Source organism: Caballeronia sp. NK8 (assembly GCF_018408855.1).
In the GTDB taxonomy this organism is placed as follows: domain Bacteria; phylum Pseudomonadota; class Gammaproteobacteria; order Burkholderiales; family Burkholderiaceae; genus Caballeronia.
In genome coordinates, this window is the sequence record NZ_AP024322.1 from 2,647,062 (window position 1) to 2,669,573 (window position 22,512).

18 protein-coding genes and 1 riboswitch are annotated in these 22,512 nt (G+C 63.1%); of the genes, 3 read left to right on the top strand and 15 right to left on the bottom strand.

Annotated features, from left to right (window positions below):
* Window positions 1-68: 68 nt before the first annotated feature.
* From thiE to NK8_RS12640, 4 genes are read right to left on the bottom strand one after another with little or no spacing between them, the layout of a single operon-like run.
* Entirely contained in the window at window positions 69-1,154 is a 1,086-nt protein-coding gene (gene thiE, locus NK8_RS12625; RefSeq protein WP_213226546.1) for a thiamine phosphate synthase, read from the bottom strand.
* Window positions 1,151-1,957, bottom strand: coding sequence for a thiazole synthase (locus NK8_RS12630; RefSeq protein ID WP_213226547.1), 807 nt, complete (start codon window positions 1,955-1,957; stop codon window positions 1,151-1,153). Before NK8_RS12630 ends, thiE begins: the two co-directional genes overlap by 4 nt.
* Window positions 1,958-1,980: 23 nt before the next feature.
* Window positions 1,981-2,178 (bottom strand): sulfur carrier protein ThiS, encoded by a 198-nt coding sequence (gene thiS, locus NK8_RS12635; RefSeq protein ID WP_061180179.1) that lies wholly within the window; start codon window positions 2,176-2,178, stop codon window positions 1,981-1,983.
* 16 nt (window positions 2,179-2,194) lie between these two features.
* On the bottom strand, window positions 2,195-3,343 hold the full coding sequence (locus NK8_RS12640; RefSeq protein WP_213226548.1) for an FAD-dependent oxidoreductase: 1,149 nt from the start codon (window positions 3,341-3,343) through the stop codon (window positions 2,195-2,197).
* A gap of 183 nt (window positions 3,344-3,526) precedes the next feature.
* A riboswitch (TPP riboswitch) is annotated at window positions 3,527-3,651 on the bottom strand.
* Between the two features lie 205 nt (window positions 3,652-3,856).
* Here NK8_RS12640 and NK8_RS12645 point away from each other — a divergent pair.
* Complete coding sequence (locus NK8_RS12645) at window positions 3,857-5,599, top strand: ABC transporter ATP-binding protein/permease (RefSeq protein ID WP_213226549.1); 1,743 nt, start codon at window positions 3,857-3,859, stop codon at window positions 5,597-5,599.
* A gap of 72 nt (window positions 5,600-5,671) precedes the next feature.
* Here NK8_RS12645 and NK8_RS12650 read toward each other — a convergent pair whose 3' ends face one another.
* From NK8_RS12650 to NK8_RS12660, 3 genes are all read right to left on the bottom strand, one after another.
* Window positions 5,672-7,138, bottom strand: coding sequence for a glutamate synthase subunit beta (locus NK8_RS12650; RefSeq protein ID WP_213226550.1), 1,467 nt, complete (start codon window positions 7,136-7,138; stop codon window positions 5,672-5,674).
* 80 nt (window positions 7,139-7,218) lie between these two features.
* Window positions 7,219-11,922 carry a glutamate synthase-related protein gene (locus tag NK8_RS12655; RefSeq protein ID WP_213226551.1) on the bottom strand — a complete coding sequence of 1,568 codons (4,704 nt, stop codon included), beginning with the start codon at window positions 11,920-11,922 and terminating at the stop codon, window positions 7,219-7,221.
* A gap of 330 nt (window positions 11,923-12,252) precedes the next feature.
* Window positions 12,253-12,960, bottom strand: a complete 708-nt coding sequence (locus NK8_RS12660; RefSeq protein WP_213226552.1) for a transposase — start codon at window positions 12,958-12,960, stop codon at window positions 12,253-12,255.
* 205 nt (window positions 12,961-13,165) lie between these two features.
* Here NK8_RS12660 and NK8_RS12665 point away from each other — a divergent pair, with 205 nt between their 5' ends.
* Together NK8_RS12665 and NK8_RS12670 are read left to right on the top strand one after the other, a co-directional pair.
* Window positions 13,166-13,891 (top strand): OmpW family protein, encoded by a 726-nt coding sequence (locus NK8_RS12665; protein WP_061179128.1) that lies wholly within the window; start codon window positions 13,166-13,168, stop codon window positions 13,889-13,891.
* Window positions 13,892-14,184: 293 nt separating this feature from the next.
* Entirely contained in the window at window positions 14,185-14,562 is a 378-nt protein-coding gene (locus NK8_RS12670) for a YqjD family protein (protein WP_061179088.1), read from the top strand.
* Window positions 14,563-14,566: 4 nt separating this feature from the next.
* Here NK8_RS12670 and ugpQ read toward each other — a convergent pair whose 3' ends face one another.
* The 8 genes from ugpQ to NK8_RS12710 are packed head-to-tail and all read right to left on the bottom strand — an operon-like array spanning window position 14,567 to window position 22,490.
* Entirely contained in the window at window positions 14,567-15,322 is a 756-nt protein-coding gene (gene ugpQ, locus NK8_RS12675; protein WP_213226553.1) for a glycerophosphodiester phosphodiesterase, read from the bottom strand.
* A 14-nt stretch (window positions 15,323-15,336) separates the two neighbouring features.
* Window positions 15,337-16,422 (bottom strand): sn-glycerol-3-phosphate import ATP-binding protein UgpC, encoded by a 1,086-nt coding sequence (locus tag NK8_RS12680; protein WP_213226554.1) that lies wholly within the window; start codon window positions 16,420-16,422, stop codon window positions 15,337-15,339.
* Window positions 16,423-16,437: 15 nt separating this feature from the next.
* Window positions 16,438-17,283, bottom strand: coding sequence for a sn-glycerol-3-phosphate ABC transporter permease UgpE (gene ugpE / locus NK8_RS12685; protein WP_061179091.1), 846 nt, complete (start codon window positions 17,281-17,283; stop codon window positions 16,438-16,440).
* Window positions 17,280-18,164: a sn-glycerol-3-phosphate ABC transporter permease UgpA gene (gene ugpA, locus NK8_RS12690; RefSeq protein WP_213226555.1), complete on the bottom strand. Its 885-nt coding sequence runs from the start codon at window positions 18,162-18,164 to the stop codon at window positions 17,280-17,282. Before ugpA ends, ugpE begins: the two co-directional genes overlap by 4 nt.
* A gap of 54 nt (window positions 18,165-18,218) precedes the next feature.
* A complete protein-coding gene (ugpB, locus tag NK8_RS12695) occupies window positions 18,219-19,544 on the bottom strand; it encodes a sn-glycerol-3-phosphate ABC transporter substrate-binding protein UgpB (protein WP_213226556.1) in 1,326 nt (441 codons plus the stop codon).
* A gap of 46 nt (window positions 19,545-19,590) precedes the next feature.
* Window positions 19,591-20,811, bottom strand: coding sequence for a deoxyguanosinetriphosphate triphosphohydrolase (locus tag NK8_RS12700; RefSeq protein WP_213226557.1), 1,221 nt, complete (start codon window positions 20,809-20,811; stop codon window positions 19,591-19,593).
* Window positions 20,812-20,853: 42 nt separating this feature from the next.
* Window positions 20,854-21,930 carry a 3-dehydroquinate synthase gene (gene aroB / locus NK8_RS12705; RefSeq protein WP_213228644.1) on the bottom strand — a complete coding sequence of 359 codons (1,077 nt, stop codon included), beginning with the start codon at window positions 21,928-21,930 and terminating at the stop codon, window positions 20,854-20,856.
* A gap of 8 nt (window positions 21,931-21,938) precedes the next feature.
* A complete protein-coding gene (locus NK8_RS12710; RefSeq protein ID WP_162066454.1) occupies window positions 21,939-22,490 on the bottom strand; it encodes a shikimate kinase in 552 nt (183 codons plus the stop codon).
* Between the last annotated feature and the right edge of the window lie 22 nt (window positions 22,491-22,512).

Consider the following 22,512-nt stretch of genomic DNA (forward strand, 5'->3'; position numbering starts at 1 on the left):
CCGAATTATAGGGCCTGCGCGCAATCGGTGCTTTGCCTAGGTCGGTGCCCTCCTGTTTTTGGGAATTTTCACCGTTGACCTGCAAACATCTGTTGCAGAGCCGAAACCGCCGACGCCGTGTCGGGCGCCTCGGTCACCGCGCGCACCACTGCCGCGCTGGCGACGCCCGTCGCGAGCACATCCGGCATCACCCTGGCGTCGATTCCGCCGATCGCGACGAGCGGCACGCGGCCCGCCAGCAGCCGCACGTAGCGTGCGAGTCGTGCGAGACCTTGCGGTTTCGTCGGCATGACCTTCGTCGTGGTCGGGAAAACCGCGCCGAGCGCCAGATAGCTCGGTTTGAAATGCAGCGCGCGCAACATCTCGTAATAGCCGTGCGTCGAAAGCCCGAGACACAGGCCGGCCTTCGCGATCGCAGCGAGATCGGCGGTCTCGACGTCTTCCTGACCCAGATGGACGCCGTACGCGCCTGCGTCGATCGCTTCGCGCCAGTGATCGTTGATGAAAAGCTGCGCGTCGTGTCGGCGTCCCGCTTCGACCGAACGTGCGATTTCTCGCTGGAGATCCGCGGCGTCGGTCGTCTTGCGGCGCAGTTGCGTGGTGCGCACGCCGAGTTCGAGCACGCGCTCGACCCATTCGGCGCTCGGCAGCACCGGATAAAGGCCGAGGCGATCCGGGCACGCCGGAAATCCGCCTTCGGGCGCGGGCGGCAAATCGGCCACGCGCGGGAAAGTCGCGAAGTCGACGGGCCACGCGTCGTCCTTGTTCTCGTCGCCGGCGCGCCAGGCGAGTGCGAGCGTAAGCGCGTCGTGCGGTTCGAAATTGCAGTCGAGGAACGCGGCGAGCGCGGCCAGCCAATCATCCGACCATTCGCCTTCCAGCGCAAAACGCTCGTCGACGCGCCGCAGCGTAACGCGCCCGCCGTGCGCTTCGAGCAGCGCCGCGCCGCTGGTCGCGAGCCGCCCGGTGTCCGCGTCGTGCGGTTCGGTGAAGACGATCAGATCGTCCGCTTTCGGCGATTCCGGCGCGGTCAGGCAAATACGCCAGCGCGTCTCGGCCACGGGCCAGTTGCCCAGACGCGCGCGAATCCGCTCCGCGACTTCGACGAGTTCGTCCGCGGGCGGCCAGAACACTTCGCGATTCAGCAAGCTCATGCCGCGCCTCCGTCCTGATGCCAGAACGGCATGCCGACGACCGGCGTGCTCGCCTGCGCGCTGTCGCGCTCGGCCATCGGACCGGCGAGGAACGCCATGCGCCCGGCTTCGACGCCGAGCGCGAACGCCCGCGCCATCTGCGGCGGGAACGTCGCCTGCGAAACGGCGGTGTTGAGCAGCACGCCGTCGAAGCCCCATTCCATCACCTGGCACGCGTGCGACGGCACGCCGAGCCCCGCATCGACGATGAGCGGCACGTCCGGCAAGCGCTCGCGCAGCGTGCGCAGTCCGTACGGATTGGTCACGCCCTTGCCGGTGCCGATCGGCGCGCCCCATGGCATCAGCGCCTCGCAGCCGGCATCGAGCAGGCGCCGGCCGATCACCAGATCCTCCGTGCAGTACGGCAGCACCTTGAAGCCATCGCGGATCAGCTTCGCCGCCGCTTCGACGAGCCCGATCGGGTCAGGCTGCAGCGTGTAGTCGTCGCCGATCAGCTCCAGCTTGATCCACGGCGTCTCGAAAACCTCGCGCGCCATGTGCGCGGTCGTCAGCACTTCGTCGACACTCTGGCAACCCGCCGTGTTCGGCAGCAGCGCGACGCCGTGGCGCTTCAATACATCGAAAAAGCCGGCTTCGCCCGTCTCCGACTGGCGGCGCAGCGCGACCGTGACCATGCCCGGCCGCGCGGCGTCGATGGAGTCGGAAAGCGATTGCAGCGACGGATAGCGCGACGTGCCGAGCAGCACGCGGCTCGGAAACGCCTCGCCGTAGAGCATGAGGACGTCGGCGGTCTGTGTGGTCATGGTTCGATCCTTCGGTTCGGAATTCAGCCGCCCGCGACGGGCGACACGATGTCGAGCTTGTCGCCGGCAGCGAGCGTTTTCGTGGCGTGCTGGCCGCGCGCGACGAACTGGCCGTTCAACGCGACCGCGAACGGCGGCTTCGCGCCGAACGCGGCGAGCGCTTCGGTGACGGTGGCGGCATCGGGCAAATCGAATGCGCGCTGATTGATATGGATGTTCATGGCTCTGTTCTCTTTCTCAATGCGACAGCGCCGGCGCCAGCGCGAATTCGCCCTGTAACAGCTCGGGCCAGCGTGCGGCGCGGCGGAAATCGGCGAAGGTGTCGGCATCGGCGACATCGCCCTCGATGAGCGCGCCGGCAAGCGCGCAAGCCGCGTCGGCGACTTCCGGAGCGATCATGAAGCCGTGCCGATACAGCCCGTTCACGCGCAAGGTCCGCGCCCCGTCCCAGGCGATCGCCGGACGGTGATCCGGCAAGGTCGGCCTGCAATGCGCGTTCAGTTCGAGGATGCGCGCCTCGCCGAAGCCCGGATGCACCGCGAACGCGGCGCTCAGCAGTTCCAGCGCCGAGCGCACCGACACGGGCGACATGTCCTCGCCCTCCACTTCGGTCGCGCCGATCACGTACAAATCGTTTTCCTTCGGAGCGATATAGAGCGGATAGCGCGGATGCAGCATCCGCACGGGCCGCGACAGCCCGATACCCGGCGCATGCACGCGCGCGACTTCCCCGCGGATGCCGCGCAGCGCCGGCCACGCGGGCTTGCCGCCGAGTCCACGGCAATCGATGATCCAGCGCGCGTCGGGCATAGCGTCGACCGCTGTGTTCCAGTGCGTGCACACGCCGCGCGCCGCCAGTCCGGCAGCGAGCGCAGCGAGTGCCTGGCGATTGTCGAGCTGGCCCTCGTTCGGCAGCAGCCAGCCCTGCGCGAAACGCGTGCCGAGCGCGGGCTCCGCCTGCGCTAGCTGCGCGCCCGCGAGCTTGACGAAGCCGCCGGCAAGCAGATCGGCGGGCGAGTTGGCGCGCAGGCGGCGCTCGAAGAGCGGCGCCTCGGCGCGGTCGGCGCCGTGCCAGACGACGAGCGTGCCGTTGCGCTGAAAGAACACCGGCTCCGGCAATTGCGCGAGCAGGCGCGGCCAGCGTTCGAGCGACGCCGCCCCGAGCCCGACCACTAGCGGTTCCGCGCTCGCCGCTTCCGCGAGCGGCGCGAGCATCGCGGCAGCGACCCACGCCGCCGATTGCGTGCCCGCCGCGTCGCCGCGTTCATAGAGCGCGACGTCATGCCCCGCGCCCGCGAGTTGCCAGGCGACGAGTCGCCCGACGAGCCCGCCGCCGATAACCGCGAAGTCCGGCCGGCGCGCGTCGCCCTGTTCGATCCTGTTCAATTCGATGTCTCCATAGCGGTAGCGCTGCACTGCACGAGGAGACGAAGTACGCGATCTCGACCGTGCTGGCGCGGCGCCACATCACGAGGACGAAATCAGCTGAGAGAGACCGGCTCGACGCAGGAACCACGCGCCGTGCGGAAAGAAGGTACTGGAAGAGACTGGAGGAATGGCGCGAGGCTCGCGCGTTCTCCGGAAACTTCCCTCGCCGGTATTACCCGGATCGGGTGCAAAGGGTCTCTCTCAGCCTCGCCGCGCTGATGACCGTTCCGGCCACCGATGCACGCGAAGCACCCCTGTTTCGTCGAGGATCATTAAAACATGAAAGCCGAATCCGCTGCAAACCGGGATTGCCCGGCTTTTATCGTGCGCGGCAGCACTCTGGCACAATGCCGCGAACATGGTTCGCGGGACGATCGCGCGAAATTAAGTGAGCGTTAAGAGAACCCCGAAACAATTTGCGGGCCGCGGACATAACATTCGGGCGCCTCGATGTGCGCCAGCAGGAAGCTCATGACCAACACTCGTACCGAAAGCACGCAGCAAAAAGCCGACGAAGTCTCGGCATGGAGCCTCATCAAGCCCTACTGGGTGTCAGAAGAGCGCGGCTTCGCGTGGGGGCTGCTCGTTGCGATCATCGCGATCAACATGACCGTCGTGTATATCAACGTGCGGCTCAACAGCTGGAGCGCGTCGTTCTACAATGCGCTCCAGAACAAGAACGTCACTGAATTCCCGCATCTGCTGCTGATCTTCACCGGGCTCGCTTTCGCCTACATTCTGCTTGCGGTGTATGGGCGGTATCTGCGTCAGATGCTCGGTTTCCGCTGGCGTCAGTGGCTTACCAACAAGTTCCTCGAACAGTGGCTCGGCGACAAGGCGTTCTACCGCATCGAACGCGACCGTCTCGCCGACAACCCCGATCAGCGTATTTCCGACGACCTGCAATCGTTCGCGACCACGACGCTCTCGCTGTCGCTCGATCTGCTTTCGACGCTCGTCACGCTCGTCACTTTCATCACGATTCTGTGGACGCTCGCGGGCGCACTGACGATCACGCTCGGCGGCACGCCGATCAACATTCCGGGCTACATGGTGTGGGCCGCCTCGCTGTATGCGATCGCGGGCTCGCTCATCATCCAGAAGGTCGGGCATCCGCTCGTGTCGATCAATTATCAGCAGCAGAAGGTGGAGGCGGATTTCCGCTTCGGCCTGATCCGCGTGCGCGAGAACGCCGAGCAGATCGCGTTTTACGACGGCATCGCGACCGAAACCGCGAACGCTAAAACCATCTTCCACCGCATCAAGGACAACTGGTGGATGATCATGAAGTACACGAAGCGCATGACCTTCGTGCTGAGCTTCTATGGGCAGATCGCGATCATCTTTCCGATCATGGTCGCCGCGCCGCGCTACTTCGCGGGCGCGTTCTCGTTCGGCGTGCTGATGCAGATTTCATCGGCGTTCGGCACGGTCAGCGATTCGTTTTCGTGGTTCATCAACAGTTATTCGACGTTGGTCGAATGGCGCGCCACCGTCAATCGTCTGCGCGAATTCAAGCGCGTGATGCGCTCGACGCATATCCGCGAGGAAACGTCGCCGGCGACGGAGCACGGCGGCATCAACCTGCACTACACGAGCACGCCTTCGCTCACGACGAACAATCTCGTGCTCGCGCTGCCCAACGGCACGCCGCTCTCGCGCGTGGCGAATGTGTCGATCGAGCCGGGTTCGCGCTGGCTCGTCGTGGGGCCGTCCGGATCGGGCAAGAGCACGTTGATGCGCGCGCTCGCGGGCTTGTGGCCGTTCGGTGACGGCACCATCGATGCGCCCGTCGACGCGAAGATGATGTTCATCCCGCAGATGAGCTATCTGCCGATCGGCACGTTACGCGCGGCGCTTTCGTATCCGTCGCCCGGCGGCACGTTCAGCGACGAAGAATCGCGCGAAATCCTGCGTCTGTGCAATCTCGAGTCTTATGCGGACCGGCTGGAAGAAAGCGCGCACTGGGCGCGGAGTCTCTCGCCGGGTGAGCAGCAGCGGCTGGCCGCGGCGCGCGTGTTGCTGCACAAGCCGGACTTCGTGTTCCTCGACGAAGCCACCAGCGCGCTCGATGCCGAGAACGAACTGCATATCTACAACACGCTCGTCGAGCGGTTGCCGAAGGCGGCGATATTGAGTGTGGCGCATCGCGAGTCAGTGGCGATGTTCCATGATTACAAGATCGAGATCGAGAGGATGTTGGTGGAGGCTTGAGGCGCACGCAGCCAAAGAAAAAAGGCCACGCACTGCATGGCCTTTTTCATCAATCGATCAATCTTCAACGACTTACCGCGGCAACTCGCTCGAACCCATCAGATACGCATCCACCGAGCGCGCACACTGGCGGCCTTCACGAATCGCCCAGACCACGAGCGACTGCCCGCGCCGCATATCGCCCGCCGTGAAAACCTTGTCCACCGACGTGTAATACGCCTTGTCGCCCTCGGTCGCCGCGCGCACGTTGCCGCGCGCATCCTTCTCGACGCCGAACGCATCCAGCACCGGCGAAACCGGTTGCGTGAAGCCCATCGCGAGCAGCACGAGATCGGCCTTCATTTCGAACTCGCTGTTCGGCACTTCCTGCATCTTGCCGCCCTTCCACTCGACGCGCACCGCGATCAGCTTCTCGACCTTGCCGTTCTTGCCTTCAAAACGCTTCGTCGCCACCGACCAGTCGCGCTCGCAACCTTCTTCATGCGACGACGACGTGCGCAGCTTGATCGGCCAGTACGGCCACACGAGCGGCTTGTTTTCCTCTTCGGGCGGTTGCGCGAGCAGTTCGAACTGCGTGACGTCCTTCGCGCCATGACGATTCGACGTGCCGACACAATCCGAACCCGTATCGCCGCCGCCGATCACGACGACATGCTTGCCCTTCGCGAGCAGCTGATCCGTCAGCTTGTCGCCGGCGTTGACCTTGTTCTGCTGCGGCAGGAATTCCATCGCGTAGTAGATGCCTTCGAGCTCGCGCCCAGGCACCGGCAGATCGCGCGGCATTTCCGAACCGCCCGCGATCACGACCGCGTCGAACTGTTCCTTCAGTTCATCCGGCGTGATGGTTTCCTTCGCCGTATTCGCGATGTATTCCGGCAATGCGTCCTTACCGACGAACACGTTCGTGCGGAACGACACGCCTTCCGCTTCCATCTGGCGCATGCGGCGATCGATCAGCCACTTTTCCAGCTTGAAGTCGGGAATGCCGTAACGCAGCAGACCGCCGATGCGATCGTTCTTCTCGAACACGACGACTTCATGCCCCGCGCGCCCGAGCTGTTGCGCGGCCGCGAGACCCGCAGGGCCCGAACCGACGACCGCGACCTTCTTGCCGGTCTTGTGCTTCGGCGGCTGCGGCACGACCCAGCCTTCGGCGAAGGCTTTGTCGATGATCGCGTGCTCGATCGACTTGATGCCGACCGGATCGTCGTTGATGCCGAGCGTGCACGCCGCTTCGCACGGCGCCGGACAGATGCGGCCCGTGAACTCCGGGAAGTTGTTAGTCGAGTGCAGCACGTTGATCGCGCTCTTCCAGTCTTGCTGGAACACGAGATCGTTGAAGTCCGGAATGACGTTGTTGACCGGGCAGCCGTTGTTGCAGAACGGAATGCCGCAGTCCATGCAGCGCGCGCCCTGAACCTTGGCGTCTTCATCCGTCAGCGCGGCGACAAATTCCTTGTAGTGCTTGACGCGGGTCAGCGGTGCTTCGTACGCCTCGTGGCGGCGCTCGAACTCGAGAAAACCGGTTGCCTTGCCCATTTCTTTCTCTGTATTTGGTGAGGATCGCACTCTCCGATGCACACGCACCGGAGAGCCTTTCTAAATGTTGTGACTCGGCCTCAAGCCGCGATGGCGTCCTTCGACTTCTTCGCGCCCATCTCCGTGAGTGCGCGCTTGTACTCGGTCGGGAACACCTTGACGAACTGACGGCGAGCCGAGTCCCAGTTCTCGAGCAGCGACTTCGCGCGCGGCGAACCGGTGAACTGGAAGTGACGCTCGACCAGACCCTTGAGCAGCGCTTCGTCGGTCTTGCCCGCGTGCCACAGCACGCGATCCACCGTGCGTTCCTGTTCGGCCTGTTGAAGCACCGGATCGAGCGCGACCATCGACTTGTTGCACTTGCCGGCGAACGCGCCGTCCGGGTCGTACACGAACGCGATGCCGCCCGACATGCCCGCCGCGAAGTTGCGGCCCGTCTCGCCGAGCACCACCACCGTGCCGCCCGTCATGTATTCGCAACCGTGATCGCCCGTGCCTTCGACGACTGCCGTCGCGCCCGAATTGCGCACGCAGAAGCGCTCGCCCGCGACGCCGCGGAAATACGATTCGCCTTCGATCGCGCCGTACATCACAGTGTTGCCGCAGATGATGTTTTCTTCGGACTTGCCGCGGAAGTCGTTGGTAGGGCGAATGATGATGCGTCCGCCCGACATGCCCTTGCCGACATAGTCGTTGCCGTCGCCGACGAGGTCGAGCGTCACGCCCTTCGCGAGGAACGCGCCGAAGCTCTGGCCCGCCGTGCCCTTCAGCTGGATGTGGATCGAGTCGTCGGGCAGGCCGTCGTGACCGTGCTTCTTCGCGATCAGGCCGGACAGCATCGCGCCGACCGTGCGGTTCACGTTGCGCACCGGCTGGATGAACGACACATGCTCGCCCTTCTCGATCGCCGCCTTCGACTTCTCGATCAGCACGTGATCGAGCGCCTTGTCGAGGCCGTGATCCTGGACGTCCACGTGCTTGCGTGCGACTTCCTCGCCCACCGGCACCTGATAGAAGATGCGCGAGAAGTCGAGACCCTTCGCCTTCCAGTGTTCAATGCCCTTCTTCATGTCGAGCAGATCGACGCGGCCGATGAGGTCATCGAACTTGCGGATGCCGAACTGCGCCATGATCTCGCGCACTTCTTCCGCGACGAAGAAGAAGAAGTTGACGACGTGTTCCGGCTGGCCCGAGAACTTCGCGCGCAGCACCGGGTCCTGCGTCGCGACGCCGACCGGGCACGTGTTCAGATGGCACTTGCGCATCATGATGCAGCCTTCGACGACGAGCGGCGCCGTCGCGAAGCCGAACTCGTCCGCGCCGAGCAGCGCGCCGATCACGACGTCGCGGCCGGTCTTCATCTGGCCGTCGGCCTGCACGCGGATGCGGCCGCGCAGGCGGTTCAGCACCAGCGTCTGCTGTGTTTCAGCAAGGCCGAGTTCCCACGGCGTGCCCGCGTGCTTGAGCGACGACAAGGGCGACGCGCCCGTGCCGCCGTCATGTCCCGCGATCACGACGTGATCGGCCTTCGCCTTCGCAACACCGGCGGCAACCGTGCCGACACCGACTTCGGACACCAGCTTCACCGAAATGCTCGACGCCGAATTCACGTTCTTCAGATCGTGAATGAGCTGCGCGAGGTCTTCGATCGAATAGATGTCGTGGTGCGGCGGCGGCGAAATCAGGCCGACGCCCGGCACCGAGTAACGCAGCTTGCCGATGTACTCGGACACCTTGTGACCCGGCAACTGGCCGCCTTCACCCGGCTTCGCGCCTTGCGCCATCTTGATCTGGATCTGATCCGCCGACGACAGATACTCCGCCGTCACGCCGAAACGGCCCGACGCGACCTGCTTGATCTTCGAGCGCAGCGAATCGCCGTCCTTCAGCGGGATGTCGGTGACGACTTCCTTGCCGATGATCGATTGCAGCGTGTCGCCGTTCTTGATCGGAATGCCGCGCAGTTCGTTGCGATAACGCGTTTCGTCCTCGCCGCCTTCGCCCGTGTTCGACTTGCCGCCGATGCGGTTCATCGCCACCGCCAGCGTCGCGTGCGCTTCGGTCGAAATCGAGCCGAGCGACATCGCGCCAGTCGCGAAGCGCTTGACGATGTCCTTCGCCGATTCCACTTCATCCAGCGGAATCGCCTTGGTCGGCTCCACCTTGAACTCGAACAGACCGCGGAACGTCATGTGACGCTTCGTCTGGTCGTTGATGATGTGCGCGTATTCCTTGTACGTCTGATACGAATTGCTGCGCGCCGAGTGCTGCAGCTTGGCGATCGCATCTGGCGTCCACATGTGCTCTTCGCCGCGCACGCGGTACGCGTACTCGCCGCCCGCGTCGAGCATGGTCGCGAGGACCGGGTTGTCGCCGAACGCATCGCGGTGCAGACGAATCGCTTCTTCCGCCACCTCGAAGATGCCGATGCCGCCGACCTTCGTCGCCGTGCCCTTGAAATACTTCTCGACCAGTTCGGAGGACAGGCCGACGCCTTCGAAGATCTGCGCGCCGGTGTAGGACATGTACGTCGAGATGCCCATCTTCGACATGACCTTCAGGAGACCCTTGCCGACTGCCTTCGTGAAGTTGTAGATGACCTTGTCGGCCGACAGATCGCCCTTCAGGCCTTCGGCCATGTTGGCGAGCGTTTCCAGCGCGAGATACGGGTGAACGGCTTCCGCGCCGTAGCCCGCGAGCAGCGCGAAGTGATGCGTCTCACGCGCCGAACCCGTTTCCACGACGAGACCCGTGCTCGTGCGCAGGCCATGCGCGACGAGATGCGAGTGAATCGCCGACGTGGCGAGCAGCGCCGGAATCGCGACGTTGTCGCGGTCCATCTTGCGATCGGACACGATCAGGATGTTGTAGCCGGATTTCACGGCATCGACCGCTTCCGCGCACAGCGACGCGATGCGCGCTTCGACGCCTTCCTTGCCCCACGCCGCCGGATAGCAGATGTTCAGTTCATACGAGCTGAACTTGCCGCCGGTGTATTTATCGATCGCGCGGATCTTGGCGATGTCCTTGAAGTCGAGCACGGGCTGCGACACTTCGAGACGCATCGTCGGGTTGATGTTGGTCGTGTCGAGCAGGTTCGGCTTCGGACCGATGAACGAGTTGAGCGACATCACCAGGTTTTCGCGGATCGGATCGATCGGCGGGTTCGTCACCTGGGCGAACAACTGCTTGAAGTAGTTGTACAGCGTCTTGTTCTTGTTGGACATGACTGCCAGCGGCGAATCGTTGCCCATCGAGCCGACGGCTTCCTCGCCCGCTTGCGCCATCGGCGCCATCAGGAACTTGAGGTCTTCCTGCGTATAGCCGAATGCCTGCTGGCGGTCCAGCAGCGCGGCGGCTTCGCGGCGTTGCGTCTCGACGTCTTCCGCCTTCGGCTCGATCTCGTCGAGCTTGATGCGCACGGCGTCGATCCAGCTCTTGTACGGTTTCGCGTTGGACAGGTTGTCCTTCAGTTCCTTGTCCTCGATGATGCGGCCCTGCTCCATGTCGATCAGGAACATCTTGCCCGGCTGCAGACGCCACTTCTTGACGATCTTCGACTCCGGAATCGGCAGCACGCCGGATTCCGACGCGAGGATCACGAGATCGTCGTCGGTGACGAGATAGCGCGCCGGACGCAGACCGTTGCGGTCGAGCGTCGCGCCGATCTGGCGGCCGTCCGTGAACGCGATCGCGGCGGGGCCGTCCCACGGCTCCATCATCGCGGCGTGGTATTCGTAGAACGCGCGGCGGTTGTCGTCCATCAGCGTGTGCTGTTCCCACGCTTCGGGGATCATCATCATCATCGCGTGGACGAGCGGGTAGCCGGCCATCACGAGCAGTTCGAGACAGTTGTCGAACGATGCCGTATCCGACTGGCCCGGATAGATCAGCGGCCAGAGCTTCGGCAGATCGTCGCCGAGCACGTAGGACGCGATTGCACCCGTGCGCGCGTTCAGCCAGTTGACGTTGCCCTTCACGGTGTTGATTTCACCGTTGTGCGCGATCATGCGGTACGGGTGCGCAAGCTCCCACGCCGGGAACGTGTTGGTCGAGAAGCGCTGGTGCACGAGCGCGAGCGCCGAGACGACGCGCTCGTCCTGCAGGTCGCGGTAATACACGCCGACCTGACCCGCCAGCAGCAGACCCTTGTAGACGACCGTGCGCGACGACATCGACGGCACGAAGTATTCCTTGCCGTGCTTCAGCTTGAGCGCCTGGATGCGATGGCTCGCCGTCTTGCGGATGATGTACAGCTTGCGCTCCAGCGCGTCCGTCACGACGATGTCCTTGCCGCGGCCGATGAAAATCATGCGGATCAGCGGCTCGCTCGCCTTCACGGTCGGCGAGATGGGCATGTTGCCGTCGACGGGAACGTCGCGCCAGCCGAGCACGACCTGACCTTCGGCCTTCACCGTGCGCTCGAGCTCCTGTTCGCACGCAAGACGCGACGCATGCTCCTTCGGCAGGAAGATCATGCCGACGCCGTATTCGCCAGCCGGCGGCAACGTCACGCCCTGCTTGGCCATTTCCTCGCGATAGAAGCCGTCCGGCACCTGAATCAGGATGCCGGCGCCGTCGCCCATCAGCGGATCGGCGCCGACCGCGCCGCGGTGATCGAGATTCTCGAGAATCTTGAGACCCTGCTGAATGATCTCGTGGCTCTTTTTCCCTTTGATATGGGCGACGAAGCCGACGCCGCAGGCGTCGTGTTCGTTCGCAGGGTCGTACATGCCCTGCGCGGCGGGAAGCGAACCGGCTGCCGGTTGCTGATGATCGTTCATGGGGACACCGTCTCTACTGTGAGGGGCCGATTCGACTCGGCCGTTGAACCATTTTCTTTTCGCTTGCGACGGTTTTTTTTCAACTTGAAGTGTCACGAAGCACGGTCGTGCGCGGCACGCTGCACCGCGGCAATTGCCGGAAATCGAAATATACGCGACGAATCAAAAGGATGGCAAATAAAACTTGATGATATGGCACCAATTATCGATATGGTGCAAGCACGCCCCAATATATTAGGGCCGCATTAATAATCATAAAAAAGAAACGGCGAACCCCGAAAATTCGAGACGCCGTTTCATTTTGTGCTTCAGGTTTGCCGTCAGAGGCCGTTATTGGGGCTGTGGGGTTTCGCGAATCTTGCGAGGCCGTCCACGCGGCAAAGGCGACACCCGACGGTTGGCTGCATGCGATGCCCATTCGCGGTAGGCCTCGCTGCCCAGCACCCAGCCTTTGAGTGTCGCTTGCAGGAGACGGTTGGCCTCCCGCTCGTCGAGCGGTTGCTCGCACAACTCCTTGTAGGCGTGCTGGCGCTCGAACGGCGTGTTGCCGAGCGACCAGAACAGCGGATGGTCCGTGATGAGGCCATCGAGCGTGAGCCCGATGTGATGACGGAAGCTGGACCACTTGTAATCCTGCGCCGTCGCGACGAGTTGCGCGCGCACCGGCGCTGTCTCGACGACGCGCGTGGCGAGCAAAAAGTAACGCTCGCCCTCGATCACCGTGGCGCGGTAGCGGCCTTCCCACAGTGTGCCGCGCCGCATGTAACGGCGATTGAAGTGCGCTACGTAACGACGCCCGACGGCCTGCATCGCCTTGGGCAAGCTGGCCTCGTCGCGCGGCGTGACAAGCAGATGCACCGCCTGCGGCATGAGCGCGTAGGCGTGAATTGAGAGGTGATGATCACGTGAAGCAGTCCTCAAGCAGTCGATGAAAAGCTCGTAGTCCTGGTCGTCGACGAATGCGGGTTGCTGGTCGAGACCACGCAGGATGACATGCTGCGGCTGTTCGGGAACGTAGAGTCGTGCAAGCCGTGCCATTCTGGATATTCCGTTGGTCGCGTTTGTGTTACCCCAATCGGGGGCCTCTCAGAGCCGTTGTGGCAGCGTGGACAAACACATGCAAGTGCCGTGCAACGAAGCCCCAAAGCCGCTCTTTGCCCTAGGGAAAATGCTCTACGGCGCCGCTATGGTTAATGTGAAATCTTATGTTCATAATGAGCGTGCTTTTCTGGAGGAGCACAAATTGAAAATAAAACAAGTCATCACGGGGATCGCGGCATTAGCGTGTGTGTCCACCGCGGCACATGCGCAATCTGCTGGGTCCTTCTATGCAACGGCAGGCTGGTTTCACTTTGCCCCGCAAGACAGCAGCGGTCCGCTCAAAGAAACAAGTGTAGGCGGATCTCCGGTCAATATCGATGTTCCCGGCACCGGCGCCGGCATTGGGAGCGCTGACACAGCCGGCTTCACATTGGGTTACTTCGCTACCGACCACATCGCAGCCGAACTCGAAATGGGCATACCGCCCACGTTCGATCTCGAAGGCACAGGCACCTTCTCGCAGTACGGCAAGCTCGGCAGCGCCAAGCAGTGGAGCCCGACGCTGCTGTTCAAATACTTCTTCAATGCTCCTACGGCGAAGTTCCGTCCGTTCGTTGGCATCGGCGTGACGCGGACCTGGTTTACCGACGCCCAGATCACGAACCAGCAATTCGAAGGCTCGGTCCTGCATGGTCCGACCACGGTCGACACGGATAGTTCGTGGGCGCCCGTGTTTAATGTCGGCGCGACTTACAATTTCACAGAACACTGGTTCGCCGGCTTCTCCGTGTCCTTCATTCCGTTGAAGGCCACTGCGAAGTTGAACACGCAGGCACAAACGCCTGTCGGCACGCTGAATGTTCAGTCGCAGGCAAAAATCACGCTCAACCCGATCGTTACGTATTTGCGAGTAGGCTACCGCTTCTAAAGCAATACTGCTCATGAGCAGGTAATGACGATATAAAGCGTCTCTGCGAAAAGAAACAAAACGCCGGCATGATTCACTCATGCCGGCGTTTCTCTTTGCATGAGCTTGTAAATGTGACCTCTGAAAGAAAGAACGACTTGCAGTTCTTACGCGCCGACGCGCGGGAAATGCGGTCACGGTCGCGCTTACCGAAGCATTGCGCAAAGTCGAAGCGGCGGCATCGAATTTGCTGCATGATGAGTTTCCCCGCTTCGGGCGGGCCATCCACGACTCATCCATCGACGGAGCGATCTATGAACGCACTGCCTAATACGCGAGACGCCATCGGAGACTCATGGACCACGACGGGCCGCCGCGCACGCCGCATGGCGCGCCATGGACGTGAAGCAGCCGAGGATATCGGCGCCGAACTCCGCACGCTGCTCAGCGAACTCGAAAGCACATTGGCGGAAGGCACGTCAGCCGATGCAGCAGCACTACGCGCGCAGATCGGCGAGCGTCTCGATAGCGCGCGCGCACGGTTGAATGACACGCACGCCGCATTGCGCGAGCGCGCAGGCGCCGTGTTCGAAGACGCGGACGCCTACATCCACGAAAAGCCTTGGCAGACTATCGTGCTGGTTGGCGGGCTGGCGCTCGTCGCGGGCGTGCTGCTTGCCCGCGTGCGCTAGCGATTCAATTCCTCGACGCCTCCAGAAAATCAGCGCCGATGATGTCGATGCGATCCGTGCAGATCGCATCGACGCCCCATTGCGCAAGCAACCGCGCGCGCGCCGGGTCGTTCACGGTATAGGCAAGGATGCGCAGGCCCGCATCCCTGATCTGCGCGACGAGTGCCTCATCGAGCGCGCGATGGCTCGCGTGCAAGGACACGCACGATAGCGCCGCGGTCTGCGCGCGCCAGTTCTCCGGTACGCGCTCGTACAGCATGCCGCGCGGGAGATTCGGCACGACATCGCGCGCCGCCTCCAGTGCCGCATACGAAAACGATGACAACAGCGGTGCGATTTCGGCATCCGCCCACAGGCGCGCCGCCTCGCGCGCGACGAGCACGCCCGTTTCCACATCGCGCCCCTGGCTCGGCTTTATTTCGATGTTCGCCGCGAGTCCATGCTTCGTGCATCGTTCATGAACTTGCGCGAGCGTCGGCATGCGCGCGTTCGCGAATTCCGCGCCGAACCAGGAGCCCGCATCGAGCGCGCTCAACTGCGCGTAGGTCAGCGCTTTCGCCGCGCCATGACCGTTCGACGTGCGGTCCACCGCGTCGTCATGCAGCAGGAAAACGACATCGTCGGCGGAGAGTTTCGCGTCGAACTCGATCATCGTGTGGCCGAAGCGCGCGCCGACGTCGATCGCTTCGAGCGTGTTCTCCGGTGCGAGCTTGCCGCCGCCGCGATGCGCGACGATCGCGGGATAAGGCCAGGTTCTCATCGCTTCTGCTCCATTCAATTGGCGCGCCGCCCCGTTGCCGGATCGAAGAAATGCAGATGCTTCGCGGGCAACGACACGGCGAGCCGCTCGCCGCGCTGCGGTCGATGTTCGTGCGGCAAACGCGCCGCCACATCGTGCTTGCCCCACTTGCCGTGCGCGAGATTGTCCGCGCCGAGGAGTTCTGCCGAATCGACATCGAGCGTCGCGCTGGGCGCGCTGCCGTTGCCGGGCGTCATGTGCTCCGGACGAATGCCGACGATCCATTCGCGCCCGTGCATCGCGCTCGATACACCCGTTGCGCCCGCGACCGGCAGCTTCGGTCCATCGCCCGCGACCTCGAACAGCGATCCGTCTGCGGACAAACGCCCTTCGAGCAAATTCATCGCTGGCGAGCCGATGAAGCTCGCGACGAATACTGTCGCCGGACGTTCGTACACTTCGGTCGGCGCGCCGATCTGCTCGGCATGCCCCTTGTTCATCACGATGACGCGCTGTGCCAGTGTCATGGCTTCGATCTGATCGTGCGTGACATACAGGCTCGTCGTAGCCAGACGGGCATGCAGGCGTTGAATTTCGAGGCGCATCTGCACGCGCAGCTTGGCGTCAAGATTCGAAAGCGGTTCGTCGAACAGGAACACCGCCGGTTCGCGCACGATCGCGCGGCCCATTGCGACGCGCTGCCGCTGGCCGCCGGACAACTCGCGCGGCTTGCGCGCGAGCAAATGCTCGAGTTCGAGAATGCGCGCTGCGTTCGCCACCCGCGACTCGATGGTCGCGCGATCCGCGCCGCCGATCTTCAGCGCATACGCCATATTCTGCGCGACGCTCATGTGCGGATAAAGTGCGTAGTTCTGAAATACCATCGCGATATCGCGATCCTTCGGCTCCAGCTTGTTCACGACCTTGCCGCCGATTTCGATCGCGCCTTCGGACACGCTTTCGAGTCCCGCCACCATGCGCAGCAGCGTCGACTTTCCGCAGCCCGACGGGCCGACCATCACGACGAACTCGCCGTCTTCGATCGCGACATCGATACCGTGCAGCACGTAGTTCGAGCCGTCGTAGGTTTTCTTGACGCCTTTGAGATTCAGCGCAGCCATCTATCCAGGGTCTCCTTATTTTTCGGCGTCGACGAGTCCGCGCACGAACCAGCGCTGCATCGTCAGCACGACGGCGAGCGGCGGCAGCATCGCGAGCAGCGTCGCTGTCATCACGTAGTGCCATTCGGTCGCGGTATCGCCGGACGCGATCATGCTCTTGATGCCGACCACCGCCGTCTGCAGCGACACCTCGTTGGTGATGAGAATCGGCCAGAGATACTGATTCCAGCCGTAGATGAATGTGATGACGAAGAGCGCCGCGATGTTCGTCTTCGAGAGCGGCAGCACGACGTCCCAGAAGAAACGCAGCGGTCCCGCGCCGTCGATGCGCGCCGCTTCCATCAATTCGTCGGGCAGCGTCATGAAGAATTGCCGGAACAGAAACGTGGCCGTGGCGGACGCGATCAGCGGCAGCGTCAAGCCCGCATACGTGTTCGACAGATGCATCGACGAGACGACTTGCACCGTGGGAAAAATACGCACTTCGACGGGCAGCATCAGCGTGACGAAGATCAGCCAGAACGCGAGGTTCTTCATCGGAAAGCGGAAGAACACGATCGCGTACGCGGAGACGATCGACACCGCGATCTTGCCGATCGAAATGACGAGCGCCATCACGAGGCTGTTGATGAGCATCAGGCCGAACGGCGCGGCCGCGTTGCCGCTGCCGTGCGTCCAGATATGCGCGATGTTTTCGAAGAGATGCGAACTCGGCACAAGCGAGATCGGCACGCTGAACACTTCCTTCGAATTCATCGTGGCCGCGCAGAACGCGACATACACCGGGAACACGACCAGCGCGACGCCGAGTATCAGCACCGCGTGACAGAAGATATCGAAACCGCGACGGTTCTCGATCATGAGTATTGCACCCTGCGTTCGACGAAGCGGAATTGCACGATCGTCAGCGCGACGACGATCACCATCAGCACCACCGACTGCGCGCCGGAACTGCCGATATCGAGTCCCTGAAAGCCTTCCGCAAAGATCTTGTAGATGAGCGTCTTGGTCGACTGCGCGGGGCCGCCGCCGGTGGCGGCATCGATCACGGGGAAGGTATCGAAGAACGCGTAGACGAGATTCACGACGAGCAGAAAGAAGCTGGTTGGCGACAGCAGCGGCAGCGCGATGCCGAAGAAGCGTCGCACGGGCCCGGCGCCGTCGATGGCGGCGGCTTCGATCAGCGATTGCGGAATCGCCTGCAGGCCCGCATAGAAGAACAGGAAGTTGTAGCTGACCTGCTTCCACACCGATGCCAGCACGACGAGGAACATCGCCTGCGTGCCATTGAGCGCATGATTCCAGACGATGCCCTGCTTCGCGAGCGCATACGTCACGAGCCCGATGCTCGGGTTGAACAGAAACGACCACAGCACGGCGGCGATCGCGGGCGCGACCGCGTACGGCCAGATCAGCAGCGTCTGATACGCCTTCGCACCGCGCGTCACGCGATCGGCGCATGCGGCGAGCAGCAGCGAGATCGCGAGTCCCGACACGGTGACGAGCGCGCAGAAAATCATCGTCGTGTTGAACGACGAGAGATAGAGCGGGTCCGCAAACAGTTGCTTGAAGTTCGCCAGCCCCACGAACTCGCTCGACGTGCCGAACGCGTCCTGACTTTGCGTGGCTTGCCAGAGCGCTTCGCCCGCAGGCCAGAGAAAGAACAGCGCGGTGATCGCGAGCTGAGGCGCGACGAGCAGATACGGCAACACGCTCGTATCGAAACGAGACCGTTTTTCCATTCGCTGGTGTCCTGAACTAGGCGCCCGCGTAGCGCGGGCGCCGGCTGTATGAGCTTAGTTGCCGGTCTTCTCGAAGCGGCGCAGCAGTTCGTCGCCGCGTTGCACCGATGCGTCGAGCGCCTGTTGCGGCGTCTTCTTGTCGGCCCAGACCTGCTCCAGCTCTTCATCGACGATGGTGCGGATCTGCGGCATGTTGCCCAGACGCAGACCCTTCGTGTATGGCAGCGGCGGCTTGTTCAGCATCTGTTTGATGGCGATGTCCGCGCCGGGATTCTTCTCGTAGAAGCCCTGCTTCTGCGTGAGCTCATACGCTGCCTGCGTGACCGGCAGATAGCCCGTGTCCTGATGCCACTTCGCCGCGACTTCCGGCGTCGACAGGTACGCGAGGAACTTCGCGACGCCCTTGTAGACGGCCGGATCCTTGCCCGACAACACCCACAGACTCGCGCCGCCGATGATCGCGTTCTGCGGCGCGCCCTTCACGCTGGCGTCATACGGCATCATGCCGACGCCGTAATCGAACTTCGCGTATTTGGCGATGGTCGCGCGCGAGCCCGACGAGTTCGTGATGATCCCGCAATCGCCGCTATAGAACTTCGACACCGGCTCGTCCTTGCGGCCCACGTAGGTGAACGTGCCGTCCTTCGCCATCTTCTGCAGGAACTGGATATGCGCGACCTGCAGCGGCTTGTTGAATTCGAGCTTGGCGTCGAGACCGTCGAAGCCATTGTTCTTCGATGCGAACGGCGCGGCGTGCCACGCGCTGTAGTTTTCGAGCTGAATCCAGCTCTGCCAGCCCGACGAATAGCCGCACGAGTAACCGGCGGCCTTCAGCTTCTTCGCGTCGGCTTCGACATCGGCCCAGGTTTTCGGCGGCTGGTTCGGATCGAGGCCCGCTTTCTTGAACGCGTCCTTGTTGTAGTAGAGCACCGGCGTCGAGCTGTTGAACGGCATCGAGATCAGATGGCCGGTTTTCGCGTCGCTGTAGTAGCCGGAAATCGTCGGCACGAAGGCCTTTTCATCGAGCGGCACGCCCGCCTGTTTGAACACGTCGGAGACGGGAATGACGGCCTTCTTCGCCTGCATCATCGTCGCGGTGCCGACTTCGTAGACTTGCAGGATCGCGGGCGCGTTGCCGCTGCGATACGCCGCGATACCGGCCGCGAGGGTCTGGTCATAGGTGCCCTTGAACACCGGGACGATCTTGTAATCGCTCTGCGACTTGTTGAAATCGTTGGCGATGTCGCTCACGCGCTCGCCGAGCGCGGCTTCCATCGCATGCCAGAACTGGATTTCCGTCGCGGCCTGCGCCGCGGTGCTGGCGCCGAACGCCAGAACGGCCGCGGCCGAGATCGTGCGGAACAAGGGCTTGCAGCTCATCGATGAGTCTCCTTTTTGCGAATTCGCGCTTCGAAAATGCGCGATATTAGTTGTTGTCGATGACAAACAGGCGTTGATACTCCTTCAATGCGTAACGATCCGTCATCCCGGCGATGTAATGCGCGATGAGCCGCGCCTGCGAACTGTCGTGGCTCGCCGAAGGCGCGTCGTTAGCGGATTCCTCCGCCACGGGTCCGCGCGCCTGATAGGCAGGCGGCAGCAGGCGCGGATCGTCGGTGAACGCTTCGAAGAGGCCCGTCACCACGCGCTTCGCCTTGTTGGCCATGCGCATCACGCGATAGTGCCGGTACAGGTTCTTGAACAGGAAGCGCTTGAGTTGCGCCGCCTGCGCGGCGACTTCGTCGCTGTGCGCGACGAGCGTCGGGGCATTGCGCACGTCATCGAGCGATTGCGGCGCGACGCGCTCGAGGTTGCGGCCCGTCGCCTCGATCAAATCGACGATCAGCGTATTGATGATGCGCCGGATCGTTTCGTGAATCAGCCTGCGCCCCTCGATGTTCGGATAATCGGCGCGCGCCGCGTCGAAATGCGTGTGCCAGAGGCTCACTTCGGCAAGCTGTTCGAGCGTGATGAGACCGGAGCGCAGGCCATCGTCGACGTCGTGATTGTTGTACGCGATTTCATCGGCGACATTGGCGATCTGCGCTTCGAGCGAAGGCTGCTTGCCCGTGAGAAAGCGCTCGCCGAGATCGCCGAGCTTGCGCGCGTTCTCGCGCGAGCAATGCTTGAGAATGCCTTCGCGCGTTTCGAAGCACAGGTTCAGGCCGTCGAACGCGCCGTAGTGCTCTTCGAGCTGATCGACCACCGCGAGGCTTTGCAGATTGTGCTCGAAGCCACCGTGATCGCGCATGCAATCGTGCAGCGCGTCCTGCCCGGCGTGGCCGAACGGCGTATGGCCGAGATCGTGCGCGAGCGAGATGGCTTCGACGAGATCTTCGTTCAGCCGCAGATTGCGCGCGACCGAACGCGCGATCTGCGCGACTTCGAGGCTATGCGTGAGACGCGTGCGGAACAGGTCGCCTTCGTGATTGACGAAGACCTGCGTCTTGTATTCGAGCCGGCGAAACGCGGTCGAATGCACGATGCGGTCGCGGTCGCGCTGAAACTCGGTACGCGCGGCGGGCGGCGGCTCGGCGAAACGCCGGCCGCGCGATCGCGACGAGTGCGCCGCGTACGGCGCGAGATGCGCTTCGAGCACGAGCGATGACGGCGTGCCCAGTGGAAATTGACTTTCTTTTTCGCTCACCGGCTGCTCCGCATTCGTGGTTCTAGCCGCCGCTCGCGCGGATCAGACGCTGGCTGCGAGCGTCGCGCGCACGGCCTGATCGGGCGCGCTCGCGATCTCGGTCGCGCCGAAGCGGGTCAGCAGAATGAATTTGATCGCGCCGGCTTCGGCCTTCTTGTCGACCTTCATCAGATCGACGTAACGGTCGTCGCCGAGCTTTGGCGCCGTGACCGGCAGCTTCGCCGCCTCGATCAGGCGCACGAGACGCTGGCGCGCGGCTTCGTCCAGCTTGCCGAGACGCACGGAGAGATCCGCCGCCATCACCATGCCGCAGCCGACCGCTTCGCCGTGCAGCCATTCGCCGTAGCCGAGCCCGGCTTCGATCGCATGGCCGAAGGTGTGGCCGAAATTGAGAATCGCGCGCTGTCCGCCTTCGCGCTCGTCAGACGCGACGACCGCTGCCTTGATCTCGCACGAACGCTTCACGGCATGCGCGAGCGCCTCGTCGTCACGGCGATTCAGCGCGTCGATATTGGTTTCGATCCAGTCGAAGAACGTCGCGTCCGCGATCGCGGCCGTCTTGATGACTTCCGCGATGCCCGCCGCCAGCTCGCGCTCCGGCAGCGTGTGCAGCGCGCCGATATCCGCGATCACCGCCTGCGGCTGATAGAACGCGCCGATCATGTTCTTGCCGAGCGGATGATTGATGCCCGTCTTGCCGCCGACCGAGGAATCCACTTGCGAGAGCAGCGTGGTCGGAACCTGGATGAACGGCACGCCGCGCATGTAGCACGCGGCCGCGAAGCCGGTCATGTCGCCGACGACGCCGCCGCCCAGCGCGATCAACGTGGTCTTGCGGTCGGCTCGTTCGGTGAGCAGCGCATCGAAAATCCGGTTGAGCGTTTCCCAGTTCTTGTGCGCCTCGCCGTCCGGCAGGACGACCGTCGTCACTTTCTTGCCGAGCGGTTCGAGCGCGGCGCGCAACCGGTCGCCGTAGAGCGGATCGATGGTGGAATTGGTGACGATCGCCACCGACGCGCCCTTGATATGCGGCGCAAAAAGCTCAGTGCGGCCGATCAGGCCCGCACCGATATGAATGGGGTAGGCGCGCTCGCCCAGTTCGACGTTGACGGTAATCATGGCGGACATTATGACTCAGCCGACTTGACGACGCCGGCGACCTCCAGTTGCATCAGGACCATATTGACGAGCGCGTTCACGGTCGGCCGCCCCGTTTCGACGACGAAATGCGCGCATTCGTGATACAGCGGATCGCGCGTCTGAAAGAGTGCTTCGAGCTTGCCGCGCGGATCTTCGGTCTGCAGCAGCGGACGATTCTTGTCGCGCCGCGTGCGCTGCCAGAGATCGTGCGGATTGGCGCGCAGATAGATGACGATGCCGCGATTCTTCAGATGTTCGCGATTATCGGTCCGCAGCACCGCGCCGCCGCCCGTCGCGAGCACGATGCCGCTGCGCTGCGACAGCTCGTCGATGATGTTCGCCTCGCGCTGACGGAAACCCTCCTCGCCTTCGAGCTCCCAGATCACGGGGATGCGGGCGCCCGTGCGCGCCTCGATCTCCAGATCCGAATCGATGAACGAGCGCTGCAGACGGCGCGCAACCGCACGGCCCACGGTGGTTTTACCCGCCCCCATGAGTCCGACGAAAAAGATGTTCGCGTTCGCGTGCCCTTCCTGCAACTCGGTTTCCTTCCAGTTCGAT